Source organism: Streptomyces sp. NPDC029014, assembly GCF_055564695.1.
This window is the reverse complement of the sequence record NZ_JBVHVT010000010.1, coordinates 123,027-135,484: the sequence shown is the minus strand read 5'-3', so window position 1 is coordinate 135,484 and position 12,458 is coordinate 123,027. Positions and strand designations below refer to the sequence as shown.

Here is a 12,458-nt window from a genome sequence, read left to right as displayed (position 1 = left end):
TCCCCCCCCCCCCCCCCCACCCCCCCCCCCCCCCCCCCCCCCCCCCCCCCTCCCCCCCCCCCCCCCCCCCGGGCCCCGACGCTCCCGCTAGAGCTTCTGCACCGGCGCGTAGCGCAGCAGCAGCCGCTTCGGCTTGCCGTCCCCGAAGTCGATGGTCGCCTGGGCGTCCGAGCCGGCACCCGTGATCTGCTGGACGGTGCCCAGCCCGAACTGGTCGTGCGTGACCCGGTCCCCCACCGTCAGCGCCACGACCGGCTTGTCGGCGGCCCGGCGCGTCGCGAACCCGGACGGCCCCGACCGCGTACGGGAGGAGGACAGGAAGGCCTCCGGGGAGGTGCCGAACGAGGCCTTGCCCGACCCGAAACCGGAGCCGGAGCCGCGCATCGGGCCGGCCGGCTTCTGCGCGGCGCCGGTGCGCTTCCACTCCAGGTACTGGGCCGGGATCTCCTCGAGGAACCGCGACGGCGGGTTGTACGAGGGCGTGCCCCAGGCGCTGCGCATCGAGGAGCGGGTCAGGTACAGGCGCTCGCGGGCCCGGGTGATGCCGACGTAGGCCAGCCGCCGCTCCTCCTCCAGCTCCTTGGTCTGGCCGAGGGCCCGCATGTGCGGGAAGACCCCGTCCTCCATACCGGTCAGGAAGACCACGGGGAATTCGAGGCCCTTGGCGGTGTGCAGGGTCATCAGCGTGATGACGCCGGAGCCTTCGGTGTCCTCGTCCGGGATCTGGTCGGAGTCGGCGACGAGCGCGACCTGCTCCAGGAACTCGGCGAGGGTGCCCGGGTTGTCCTCACCGCGGGCCTGCTCGAATTCCAGGGCCACCGCTGCGAGTTCCTGGAGGTTCTCGATCCGCGTCTCGTCCTGCGGGTCGGTCGAGGCCTGGAGCTCGGCGAGGTAGCCCGTGCGTTCCAGCACCGCCTCCAGCACCACCGCCGGGCCCGCGCCGGACTCGGCGATCGTGCGCAGCTCCTCCATGAGCACGTTGAACCGCTTCACGGCGTTGGTGGAGCGCGCGGCCATGCCGTACGCCTCGTCCACGCGCCGCAGCGCCTGCGGGAAGGTGATCTTCTCGCGCAGGGCGAGGGCGTCGATCATCGCTTCCGCGCGCTCGCCGATGCCGCGCTTGGGGACGTTCAGGATCCGGCGCAGCGGGACGTTGTCCTCCGGGTTGGCGAGGACGCGCAGGTACGCGAGGACGTCGCGGACCTCCTTGCGCTCGTAGAAGCGGACCCCGCCGACGACCTTGTAGGGCAGGCCGACGCGGATGAAGACCTCCTCGAACACGCGCGACTGGGCGTTGGTCCGGTAGAAGATCGCGACGTCCCCCGCCTTCGCCCGGCCGGCGTCGGTGAGGCGGTCGATCTCGTCGGCGACGAACTGGGCCTCGTCGTGCTCGGTGTCGGCGACGTAGCCGGTGATGACGGCGCCGGAGCCGGCGTCGGTCCACAGGTTCTTGGCGCGGCGGTTCTCGTTGCGCTCGATGACCGCGTTGGCCGCGGAGAGGATCGTCTGGGTGGAGCGGTAGTTCTGCTCCAGCAGGATCGTCGTCGCGTCCTTGTAGTCCTCCTCGAACTGGAGGATGTTGCGGATCGTCGCGCCGCGGAAGGCGTAGATCGACTGGTCGGCGTCGCCCACCACGCACAGCTCGGCCGGCGGCAGGTCCGGGAGGCCGGGGCCGACCAGCTCGCGCACCAGCGTGTACTGGGCGTGGTTGGTGTCCTGGTACTCGTCGACGAGGACGTGCCGGAACCGCCGCCGGTAGTGCTCGGCGACGTCCGGGAACGCCTGGAGCAGGTGGACGGTGGTCATGATGATGTCGTCGAAGTCGAGGGCGTTGGCCTCGCGCAGCCGCCCCTGGTACATGGCGTACGCCTGGGCCAGGGTCTTCTCGAAGCCGTCGGCGGCCTGTCCGGCGAAGGCGTCCTCGTCGATCAGCTCGTTCTTGAGGTTCGAGATCTTGGCGTTGAAGGACTTGGGCGGGAACTTCTTCGGGTCCAGGTCCAGGTCGCGGCAGACGAGCGCCATCAGGCGCTTGGAGTCGGCGGCGTCGTAGATCGAGAAGGACGAGGTGAAGCCGAGCCGTTTGGACTCCCGGCGCAGGATCCGCACGCACGCGCTGTGGAAGGTGGACACCCACATGGCGTTCGCCCGCGGCCCGACCAGGCCCTCGACGCGCTCCTTCATCTCGGCCGCGGCCTTGTTGGTGAAGGTGATCGCCAGGATCTGGCCCGGGTGGACGTTGCGCGCGGCCAGCAGGTGGCCGATGCGGTGGGTCAGCACACGGGTCTTGCCGGAGCCGGCGCCGGCCACGATCAGCAGCGGGGAGCCCGCGTGCACCACGGCCGCGCGCTGCTGTTCGTTCAGCCCGTCCAGCAGCGCCGCCGGGTCGATGACCGGCTTCGCGGTGCCGTCGCGGTAGTAGGCGTCACCGCTCATGGGCGCGTCGAAGTGGCCCTCGAAGAGGTCGTCCGCACCCGGCTCCGGGGCGTGCGCGTCCTCGTACTCCTCGGGCGGCGGCGGGACCTCGTCGGAGGGGGTGAGGTCGGCCAGGAAGCTGTCGTCAAAGAGGCTGCTCATCGCCTTCCGAGTCTAGGGGTCCGCGGGGACACCCGGGGCCGGGTCAGCGTGTGACGAGGGCCAGCAGGCCGGGGAAGCGCTGCTCCAGGTCCTCGCGGCGCAGCGCGAGGTAGAGGCGGCGGCCCTGGGGGCGCTGGCGGATGACGCCGCTCTCGCGCAGCGTCTTGAGGTGGTGCGTGACGCTCGACCGGGGCAGGTCGGGGACGACCTCGCCGCAGTAGGCCTCCTCGCCGGAGGAGAGCTTGCGGACGATCTCCAGCCGGACGGGGTGACCGAGGGCCGCGAGGACCTCGGCGAGTTCGAGGCTGTCGGCGTCGGGGTGGGTCAGCTCTGCAGCAGCGGCGGCCATGCCCTCACTGTACGCAGATCTCGTAAGGCCATTGCCGGATCGTTCGAGGATCTCGTACAGTCGCGCTATCGATCGTACGAAATCTTCGAACGGTCGCAGGACCTCGGCCGCCCACGGGAGGACACCCCATGCCCCGCACCACCCCGGCCCTGCTCGACGACGCCGCCCCCGCCGACGCCCCGCTCGACGACGCCGCGCTCGCCGCCTCCCTCGACGGCGGTTTCACCAGCCGCCACGCCGACGTCGACGGCGTCCGCCTGCACTACGTCGAGGGCGGCGACCCCGCCGGCGCACCCCTGGTACTGCTCGGCGGCTGGCCCCAGACCTGGTGGCAGTGGCGCAAGGTGCTGCCGGACCTGGCCCGCCGCTACCGCGTGATCGCCGTCGACCTGCGCGGCATGGGCGGCTCCGCCAAGCCGGAGGGCGGCTACGACAAGAAGACGCTGGCCCGCGACGTCCACGGGCTGCTGGGCCGGCTCGACATCGGGTCCGCGCACGTCGTCGGCCACGACATCGGCGCGATGGTGGCGTACGCGTTCGCCGCCAACCACCCCGGGGCCACCCGGAAGGTCGCCCTCCTGGACGTCTCCCACCCCCACGAGGGCTGGGCCGCGATGCCGCTGCTGCCCCGCGCGGGCCTGCGGCACCTGTGGTGGTTCGCGTTCAACCAGGTCCACGACCTGCCCGAGCAGCTGCTCGCCGGCCGCTCCCGCATCCTGCTGGACTGGCTCTTCGGCGCCATGACCCGCGGGCAGGAGATCGACGAGCACGCCCGCGCCGTGTACGCCCGCGCCTACGACGCCCCGGAGGCGATCCGCGCCGGCAACGACTGGTACCGCGCCTTCCCCCAGGACATCGCCGACCTGGCGACGTACGCCCCGGTGACCGCGCCCCTCCTCGCCCTCGGCGGCGAGCACAGCAACCACGAGCGGCTCGTGGCGGACGTCCCGGCCCTCGGCACCGACACCCGCGTCGTCCGCATCGACGGCAGCGGGCACTACCTCCCGGAGGAGGCCCCGCGGGCGGTCGTGGAGGAGCTGACCCGCTTCCTGGGCTGATGGAGGGCCCCCGTACGCTCGACCGCATGGACGTACTGATCAACGCCTTCGTCGGCCTGCACATCATCGGAATCGCCTCGCTGCTGGGCGGCTTCCTGACCCAGATGAAGGCGATGGGCGCCGGCACCGCCCGCTTCGTGCCCGCGATGCTGCACGGCGCACTGACGATGCTGGTGACCGGCGTCCTGCTGGTCGGCTTCCGCGAGATGGACGGCGGCAGCGTCAACAACATCAAGATCGGCGTGAAGCTCGCCGTCCTCTTCGTGGTCCTCGCCCTCGTCTACGTCAAGCGCGACGAGGAGCAGGTCGACAAGGCGGTCTTCGGCGCGGTCGGCGGCCTGACCGTGGTCAACATCTTCATCGCCACCCTCTGGACCTGATCCGAAAACGACACCTGCGGATCACGACGGGGCATTTGCGTTCATCTCGTCATCCGACCGTTACCACGCGGTCTAGCGTCCTCCTCCGAGCCCCGACGGAGGAAGGACGTGAGGCCCTCGTGGCCAGTCATCGAAAGCCCCGGCAGCGCCCGCTCAGCGGCGGCACCGTACGCACCGCCGCCACCCTCGCCCTCGCGGGCGCTGCCACCGCCACCGCCTTCGAAGGCACCTCCCAGGCCGACCCGCAGCGGACGCCCTCCCAGATCAAGGCGGAGGTCGACCGGCTCTACGAGGAGGCCGAGGCCGCCACCGAGCGGTACAACGGGGCGAAGGAGAAGGCCGACGGGGCCCAGCGCGCGCTGGACGAGCTGCGCGACGAGACCGCCCGCCGGACCGACCGGCTCAACACCGCCCGCCGGGCCCTCGGCTCCCTGGCCGCCGGGCAGTACCGCAGCGGGGGTCTCGGGCCGGCCGTGCAGCTGGCCATGGCCGACGACCCCCAGGACTACCTCGACCGGGCCGCGCTCCTGACCCGGGCCGGCGACCGCAGCGCCGCCGACATCACCTCCGTACGCCGCCGGCTCGACGAGGTCGGCGCCCTGCGCGAGCAGGCGGCCGGGCGCCTCGCCGAGCTGCGGGCCGGCCAGGCCGAGCTCGCCGCGCAGAAGTCCGTGATCGAGGGGAAGCTCGACGCCGCCAAGCGGCTGCTGGCCCGACTCACGGCCGAGGAACGGGCCGCGTACGAGGCCCCGGCCGGCGCCGGCCAGGCGTCCCCCGCCGGCGTCCGCACCCCGGCGCCGGCCGCCCCGTCGGACGGCAGCCGGGCTGCCCGCGCCGTCGCCTTCGCCCACGGCGCGATCGGAAAACCGTACGTCTGGGGAGCGACGGGGCCGGGCGCCTTCGACTGCTCCGGCCTGACCCAGGCCGCGTACCGCTCGGCGGGGCTCTCCCTGCCCCGCACCACCTACACCCAGATCAACGCCGGCCGGCGGGTGTCCCGCAGCGAGCTGGCCCCGGGCGACCTGGTGTTCTTCTACCCCGGGGTCACCCACGTCGGCCTGTACATCGGCAACGGCCAGATGATCCACGCCCCGCGGCCGGGCTCGACGGTCCGCGTGGCCCCGGTCGACTCCATGCCCTGGGCCGGCGCGACCCGCCCGGCCTAGCCCGGCCTGGCCCGGCCCGGACGGTCGCGGGTCGGCCCGGTCCGCCGCGGCTACGGCAGCTTCACCACCGTGGTCAGCCAGCCGAAGGTCTGCGGCAGCTGCTTCGACCACGAATCGAGGTTGTGGCCGCCGACGACCTTCTCCGCGTGCACGACGGTGGGGCTCTTCGCGATCGCCGCGAGGTCCGTGCCGGACAGGTACCCGTCGTGCTCGGCCCCCGACATCCACAGCGAGACCGCGGGAGGCGTGGGCGCGGCCTGGAGCACGGCCTTCAGGTTGTGGGTGCGGCGCAGCTCCGGGTCCTGGGCGACCAGGGAGGACGGCTCCTGGCCCGGGTCGTTGTAGCCCGACAGCGAGACCGCGGCGCTGTAGCGGTCGGGGTGGGCGATCGCCAGCTTCGCGGCGCAGTACGCGCCGGCCGAGTAGCCGGCCACGCCCCAGGTGCGGGCCTCGTCCGAGGCCCGGAAGTTGTCGAGGACCATCTTGCGGACGTCGACGCTGAACCAGCTGTCGGCATTGACCTTGCCGGTGATGTTGGCGCAGCCGGTGTCGGCGTTCCCGAGCAGCATGGCGCGCGGCGACACCAGGATGAACGGCGCCACCTTGCCGCTCTTCATCAGCGGCTCCAGCACCTCGTGCGCCTTGAGCCCCTGGAACCAGGACTTGCCGGTTCCGGGAATGCCGGGGATCAGCTCGACGACCGGGAACTTCTTGTCCTTGTAGGCCGGGTCGTCGTACTGCGGCGGCAGCCACACCATGACGTCGCCCTTGACCCCGGAGATCTTGCCGTCGAGCTCCGTCTTCTTCACCCGGCCGCCGAGGCCGTCGACCGGGTGCCACTCCTGGAGCACCTTCGGGGCCGCCTCGACCTTCTTGCCGCCCGTCCCGTCCGGGCCGAGGTCGTTGGCGGCCTGCACGTAGTCGCTCGTACCGAGCAGGTCGCCCCACGAGGCGTAGAAGTTCATGTCCCGGTTCACCGTGACGAACACCAGGGCGACGGCCGTCACCTGTGCGAAGACCAACATCAGGCCGCGCACCACGAGCCGTGCGACGACGGGGCCGCGCACCTTGCTCCACACGGCCAGCGGCAGGACGACGGCGATCGCCGTCAGGGCGATCGCCGTCGCGAAGAGGGGTATTCCGGTCAAGCTCATCACGCCAGCCTAGAGGGCTGCGGACGGTGCCCGGGTTCCCCGGTCGGCCTGCGGCATGGGTCACAGGGGACGGGTGGGACTCCTCAGACGAGGCGGCGGGCGGTGGCCCAGCGGGTCAGCTCGTGCCGGTTCGACAGCTGGAGCTTGCGCAGGACCGCCGAGACGTGCGACTCCACCGTCTTGACCGAGATGAACAGCTGCTTGGCGATCTCCTTGTACGCGTAACCGCGCGCGATGAGCCGCAGCACCTCGCGCTCGCGCTGGGTCAGCCGGTCCAGGTCCTCGTCGACCGGCGGGGCGTCGGTCGAGGCGAAGGCGTCCAGGACGAAGCCCGCGAGCCGCGGCGAGAACACCGCGTCGCCGTCCTGCACCCGGAAGACCGAGTCGACCAGGTCGGTGCCGGTGATGGTCTTCGTCACATAGCCGCGCGCGCCGCCCCGGATGACGCCGATGACGTCCTCGGCCGCGTCCGACACCGACAGGGCCAGGAAGCGCACCGGGTGCTCGGCCGCCGCCATCAGCGGGGCGCAGCGCCGCAGCACCTCGACGCCGCCGCCGCCGGGCAGGTGCACGTCGAGGAGGACCACCTCGGGCCGGGTGGCGGTGATGACGGTGACGGCCTGGTCGACGTCGGCGGCCTCGCCGACGACCTCGACACCGGTGACGGCCGTGTCCCCGATCTCGGCCTGCACGCCCGCGCGGAACATCCGGTGGTCGTCGACGAGGACCACCCGGACCCGGCGGTCCACCGCGCCGCCGTCCTGCCCCTGGCCCTGGCCCTGACCCTGCGTGCCCGCGTCAGTGCTCCGACCGTTCTGACCGTTCAGCCCGTTCATGCCGCCTTCGCCGCCCTCTCCATCTCCAGCTCGACTTCCGTGCCGCCGTCGGGTGCGGACCGCAGCCGTGCGGTCCCCCCGTTGCGCTGCATCCGGCCGATGATCGATTCTCGTACGCCCATGCGGTCGTCCGGTACCGCGTCGATGTCGAAGCCCGGCCCCCGGTCCCGTACGGACACGAACACCGTCTGCCCCTCCACCTCGGCGTAGACCTGCACCGGGCCCCCGTCGCCACCGTACTTGGCCGCGTTGACCATCGCCTCGCGCGCGGCCTGCACCTGCGCGCCCAGCTTCTCGTCGAGGGGGCAGTCGCCGACCACCACGACCTCGATGGGGACGCCGTGGTGGTCCTCCACCTCGGCGGCGGTCTTCTTCACCGCCTCGGCGAGCGTGGTGGGCTCCTCGGCCTCGTCCTTGCCGGTGCCCTCGGGCTTGTACAGCCAGTTGCGCAACTCCCGCTCCTGGGCGCGGGCGAGGCGGCGCACCTCGCCGACGTCCTCGGCGTTGCGCTGGATCAGGGTGAGGGTGTGCAGCACGGAGTCGTGGACGTGTGCCGCGACCTCGGCCCGCTCCTGGGCGCGGATGCGCATCAGGCGCTCCTCGGACAGGTCCTGGGTCATCCGGATCAGCCACGGCCCGGCGAGCAGCGCGATGCCGACGAGGACGGCGAGGGCGGCGGTGAGCACGTTGCCGAGCTGGGCGGCCGAACCGCGGACGACGATGAAGACGGTGAGGCCGACGCCGACGAGCACCACGCCGGCGAGACTGCGGGCCAGGTGCAGCATCCGCCCGTTGCCGCCGGCGGCGGCACCCCAGTGCGCGCGCCGGGCGTTGTCGGCCTGCCGCCAGACGAGGACCACACCGGCGCCGACGAGCAGGGTCGGCCACACGTACCGGCCGGAGGTGCCGTCGTCCTGGACCTTCGCGATGAAGATGCCGGTGCCGACGCAGAGCGCGATCAGCGCGCCGACCTGCCCCTTGTCGGGCTTGCGCAGCCGCCCGCTGCCGTCGGTGAGGCTGTCGAAGAAGGAGCGGTGCGCGGTACGGCCGCCGACGCCCAGCGGTACGAAGACCCAGAACGCGGCGTACAGCAGGACGCCGAGCCCGTCGCCCCAGAGGAACAGGCCGAGGAAGGCGAGCCGGACCCACACCACGGGCAGCCCGAGGTGCCCGGCCAGTCCGCGCGCGACACCGCCGAGCATCCGGCCGTCGGCGCTGCGGTAGAGCCGGCGCTGCGGCGCTTCGTCGGACTCGGGGGCGTGCGGGGTGCGCGGGGCGGCGGAAACGGGCATGTCACCGATGGTCACACGGGCACGGGGCGGCCGGCATCAGGGCATCCCCCCACTTGTGACCGGGGGATATCAGGGTTGCGCCAGGGTAAGGCCCGATGCCGGCGGCTCCGACGGCCCGTCACCATGGACCCATGACCAAGCACGACTCCCCGCCGCCGGGCGGCATGCCCGAGGACCGGTCCGCCGACCGGGCCGGCGAACGGGCCGCCGAGCGGGCCGCCGAGCGGCCGCCGCTGCGCCGCAGCAAGCGCGACAAGGTCCTCGCCGGTGTGTGCGGGGGCCTCGGCCGCTACTTCGACCTGGACCCCGTGATCTTCCGGATCGTGCTCGGCGTCCTCACCGTCACCGGCGGCTTCGGCCTGATCTTCTACGGCTTCGCGTGGCTGCTGCTGCCGGTCGAGGGCGAGGAGGACAGCGAGGCGAAGAGGCTGCTGACCGGCCGGGTCGAAGGGGCCACGCTGGCGGCGGTGTTCGCGGCCCTGGCGGGCTGCGCGCTGTTCCTGTCGATGCTGCACAACGGCGGTCTCGGGGCCTTCTCCGTACTGGTCGTGCTGGCGGTGGGCGCGGGCGCGTACGTCTCCCAGCGCCGCCGGAGCACCACCACCGATCCCGAGACGGAGTCGCCGGCCGCGCACCGCCCCGCCCCGCCGGAGACACAGGCCCCGCCCGCGCCGGGCGGCCCGTCCTGGTGGCGGGACCCGCTGGTCAAGGACGGCACCACCGGCCCCGTCGGGTCCACCGGCTACCTGTGGGGGCCGGACGACTCCGCCGGCGTCGCGGCGGACGCCACGGCCGGCCGGGCGGGCGGGAAGGCCGGGGCGGGCCTCGACCGGCCGCGGCCCCGCGGCGGGATCGGCGGGCGGGTGTTCGTACTGGCCCTGCTGGCGGGGGCGGTGGCGACCGTCGCGGTGTGGGAGGACGGCACCCTCTCGCACGCGCTGCAGATGGGCCTGGCCTCGGCCCTGGCCGTCTTCGGCCTCGGCCTCGCGGTCAGCTCGGTCAAGGGGCGCACCGGCTTCGGGACCCTCTTCCTCGCCATGGTCACGGCCGGGCTGCTGGCCCTCGCGTCCGCCCTGCCCGAGAGCATCGGCACCGACTGGCGGGACGTCCGCTGGCGGCCGGCCGCGATGGCCGACGTACGGCCGCAGTACACGGCGGACACCGGGCTGGCCACGCTGGACCTGAGCCGGCTGGACGTGCCGAAGGGCACCACGCTGTCCGTGCGGGCCGACATCGAGGCGGGCCGCCTCAAGGTGATCGTGCCCCGCGAGGTCACCGCCCGGGCCGACGTGTCGGTGCGGCTCGGCGACATCAAGATGCCCGGGGACGACAGCCGGACCATCCGCATCAAGAGCGGCGGCGAAGCCGAGCAGCAGACCCTGGAACCGGCCGCGGGCACCGAGCCCGGCGGCACGATCGAGCTGCACCTGCACGCAGGTGTGGGTCAGGTGGAGGTGGCACGTGCCGCGTCATGAGTTCCAACCGGGACGGCTCCTGGCGGGCCTGGTCCTGACCGCCGCGGGCGTGCTGTACCTGCTCGACGCGACCGGGGAGGTGGACACGCCCTGGTTCCTGGTGGTGCCGATGGCCGCGGGCGGACTGGTCCTGGCCTCGCTGGTCGGGATGGTGACCTACGCGGTGCGGCGCGACCTGCGGGACCGCTCGGACGACCGCTCCGCGCGCCGCGACCGGATCAGCGAGTCCAGGGACCAGTAGGGGGCGCCGGCCAGGACCAGCGGCGTCCAGGCCATCAGGTAGGCGAGGTCGTTGCCGTAGTAGTACGGGGTCACCTGCCAGGACACCGTGAGCCACAGGCTGAGCGATACCAGCGCTCCGCCCGCCGCCGCGAGCCGGGTCAGCAGCCCGGCGAGGACGGCCAGGCCGACCGCGGTCTCGGCGACGGCCAGCAGGACGGCGAATCCGACGGGCGAGAGCAGGGCCAGGTCGACGAGACCGGGGACCGCGGAGGTGTCGCGCACCCCGCGCATCACCTCGCCGATGGAGCCCGGACCGGAGGCGGACAGGAACGCGGGATCGGTGAGCTTGTCCAGGCCCGCGTAGACGAAGGTCACGCCGAGGAAGACGCGCAGCGGCAGGAGCGCGTAGCGGGCGGCCCGGTCCCGCAGCGTGGGGGTCGCCCGGCCGGCGGGAGCGGCGTGGCCGGCGGTGGCACCGGGGTCCTCGGAGGTGCCGGGGACGCGGGAGGCGCCGGGAGGACGCGAGTCGTCGGGCACGTGGAAGCCGTCGGAGGCGTGGGGGCTCCCGGGACTGTCGGGGCTCCCGGGGCTGTCGGGGCTGTCGGGGCTGTCGGGTCTGGTCACGCCCCCATCTCTACCCGCTTCATTCGGCCACGTCGATGCTGTAGCGGTTGGATTCCACCCCCGCCGCGGTGACCACCTGGAGCTCGACCCGGCCCGGTTCCACTTCCGCCGGTACCGGCACCGTCAGCACCGCGTCCGCCGGGTTGGAGAACCCGCCCGCCACCGGGACCAGCGGCACGTGCACGTGGACCGTCCCGATCCGCACCACCAGCCGCGCCAGCATCTCCGGCGTCTGCGCCCCGGGCGGTACGAACCCCACCCCCCGGATCTCGATGTCGTCCCCCGGCCGGACGGCCGCGTCCAGGTCCCCGGGCTCGCGTCTGCGGACCACCGCCAGCACCAGCGGACGGGTCACCTCCGCGTACTTGGCGGCCAGGTACACCGCGGCCGACAGGGCCACCAGCAGCGCCAGCGCCCACGGCAGCCGCGGCAGCCGGTCCGGGAACCGGGCCAGCGACACCGCGGCGTAGCCCAACACCACCGTGGAGACCAGGACGTACTGCGCGTCCGGGAGACTGCCCCGGCCCGCGTCGTCCGTCAGCAGGTCCACCCCGCGCGGGCGGTCCGCGGGCAGCTTCTGCAGGCGCTGCCCGAGGATCCGTACGGCGACCACCCGGCGCACCAGCACCGCCACCCCCGAGGTCAGCGCGACCACCACCAGCAGCGGCAGGGCCCGCCCGAACGCCAGCCCCTCGTACAGCGCGCGCCGCTGCGGCCCGGGCGCCGACGCCGCCAGCCGCAGCGCGGGCAGCAGCGCGGCGAACGCGGTCAGCAGCAGCCAGGCACTCGGCACCGCCTTCGAGGTGGACAGCCGGTTGTCCTCCCCGACCAGCGGGGCCAGCAGCCCACCGCGCACCGACTGGGCGCGGGCGGCGACCGTGAGCAGCCCGGCCAGCACCAGGGCCGCCAGCAGGGCGGCGGTGCGCGCCGTGGACCACCCGGTGCCCAGCGCGGCGCCGACCTGCACCAGCAGCAGCACCCCGGCGGCGATCCACACGGCGAGCACGGCCCGCCGCGAGAACAGGTACAGCCAGGAGGTGCCGGCCTCGCGCCCCCGGTCGGCGACCGTACGGGCCGACAGGGTCAGCTCGTCGGAGACCCACTGCCGGGACGCGCCGGCGGACCGGGCCACCGCGGCCGGCAGCCCCTGCCCCGCGGCGAACTCGTCGCGCTTCTCCAGGAACGCGGCGACCGCGCGCCGGTGGCCCTCCTGCGCGCCGTGCGGGCAGTCGTCGCAGGTGCATGCGCCGCCGTGGGGCACAAGGGAGATCGGGTGGACAGCCACGTGCCTGCCGCCTCTCTGAACTACGGTGCAATGCCAGCGAATT

The 12,458-nt window shown here is 73.4% G+C and carries 12 protein-coding genes; 5 read left to right on the top strand and 7 right to left on the bottom strand.

Annotation, left to right across the window (positions count from 1 at the left end; genetic code table 11):
* Positions 1 to 87: 87 nt before the first annotated feature.
* Both pcrA and ACZ4VL_RS08150 read right to left on the bottom strand, forming a co-directional pair.
* Positions 88 to 2,574: a DNA helicase PcrA gene (pcrA, locus tag ACZ4VL_RS08155; RefSeq protein WP_468197176.1), complete on the bottom strand. Its 2,487-nt coding sequence runs from the start codon at positions 2,572 to 2,574 to the stop codon at positions 88 to 90.
* Between the two features lie 43 nt (positions 2,575 to 2,617).
* Positions 2,618 to 2,923, bottom strand: coding sequence for an ArsR/SmtB family transcription factor (locus ACZ4VL_RS08150; protein WP_468197174.1), 306 nt, complete (start codon positions 2,921 to 2,923; stop codon positions 2,618 to 2,620).
* A 128-nt stretch (positions 2,924 to 3,051) separates the two neighbouring features.
* Here ACZ4VL_RS08150 and ACZ4VL_RS08145 point away from each other — a divergent pair, with 128 nt between their 5' ends.
* From ACZ4VL_RS08145 to ACZ4VL_RS08135, 3 genes are all read left to right on the top strand, one after another.
* Complete coding sequence (locus tag ACZ4VL_RS08145) at positions 3,052 to 3,981, top strand: alpha/beta fold hydrolase (RefSeq protein ID WP_468197171.1); 930 nt, start codon at positions 3,052 to 3,054, stop codon at positions 3,979 to 3,981.
* A 26-nt stretch (positions 3,982 to 4,007) separates the two neighbouring features.
* Complete coding sequence (locus tag ACZ4VL_RS08140) at positions 4,008 to 4,361, top strand: hypothetical protein (protein WP_361093656.1); 354 nt, start codon at positions 4,008 to 4,010, stop codon at positions 4,359 to 4,361.
* Positions 4,362 to 4,480: 119 nt separating this feature from the next.
* Entirely contained in the window at positions 4,481 to 5,527 is a 1,047-nt protein-coding gene (locus tag ACZ4VL_RS08135) for a C40 family peptidase (RefSeq protein WP_468197169.1), read from the top strand.
* Between the two features lie 50 nt (positions 5,528 to 5,577).
* Here ACZ4VL_RS08135 and ACZ4VL_RS08130 read toward each other — a convergent pair whose 3' ends face one another.
* From ACZ4VL_RS08130 to ACZ4VL_RS08120, 3 genes are all read right to left on the bottom strand, one after another.
* Positions 5,578 to 6,681 (bottom strand): alpha/beta hydrolase, encoded by a 1,104-nt coding sequence (locus ACZ4VL_RS08130; protein WP_468197167.1) that lies wholly within the window; start codon positions 6,679 to 6,681, stop codon positions 5,578 to 5,580.
* An 83-nt stretch (positions 6,682 to 6,764) separates the two neighbouring features.
* Positions 6,765 to 7,517, bottom strand: a complete 753-nt coding sequence (locus tag ACZ4VL_RS08125) for a LuxR C-terminal-related transcriptional regulator (RefSeq protein WP_468197164.1) — start codon at positions 7,515 to 7,517, stop codon at positions 6,765 to 6,767.
* Positions 7,514 to 8,809 carry an ATP-binding protein gene (locus tag ACZ4VL_RS08120; RefSeq protein ID WP_468197161.1) on the bottom strand — a complete coding sequence of 432 codons (1,296 nt, stop codon included), beginning with the start codon at positions 8,807 to 8,809 and terminating at the stop codon, positions 7,514 to 7,516. Before ACZ4VL_RS08120 ends, ACZ4VL_RS08125 begins: the two co-directional genes overlap by 4 nt.
* 131 nt (positions 8,810 to 8,940) lie before the next feature.
* Between ACZ4VL_RS08120 and ACZ4VL_RS08115 the strand changes: the two genes are divergently transcribed.
* Positions 8,941 to 10,284: a PspC domain-containing protein gene (locus ACZ4VL_RS08115; RefSeq protein WP_468197159.1), complete on the top strand. Its 1,344-nt coding sequence runs from the start codon at positions 8,941 to 8,943 to the stop codon at positions 10,282 to 10,284.
* On the top strand, positions 10,271 to 10,525 hold the full coding sequence (locus ACZ4VL_RS08110) for a hypothetical protein (RefSeq protein ID WP_404238434.1): 255 nt from the start codon (positions 10,271 to 10,273) through the stop codon (positions 10,523 to 10,525). The genes ACZ4VL_RS08115 and ACZ4VL_RS08110 overlap by 14 nt, the downstream gene beginning before the upstream one ends.
* Here ACZ4VL_RS08110 and ACZ4VL_RS08105 read toward each other — a convergent pair.
* Together ACZ4VL_RS08105 and ACZ4VL_RS08100 are read right to left on the bottom strand one after the other, a co-directional pair.
* Positions 10,441 to 10,935 (bottom strand): DoxX family protein, encoded by a 495-nt coding sequence (locus ACZ4VL_RS08105; protein WP_404238790.1) that lies wholly within the window; start codon positions 10,933 to 10,935, stop codon positions 10,441 to 10,443. The two genes, ACZ4VL_RS08110 and ACZ4VL_RS08105, sit on opposite strands and share 85 nt — an antisense overlap.
* 214 nt (positions 10,936 to 11,149) lie before the next feature.
* A complete protein-coding gene (locus ACZ4VL_RS08100; protein WP_468197156.1) occupies positions 11,150 to 12,415 on the bottom strand; it encodes a hypothetical protein in 1,266 nt (421 codons plus the stop codon).
* Positions 12,416 to 12,458: the final 43 nt, after the last annotated feature.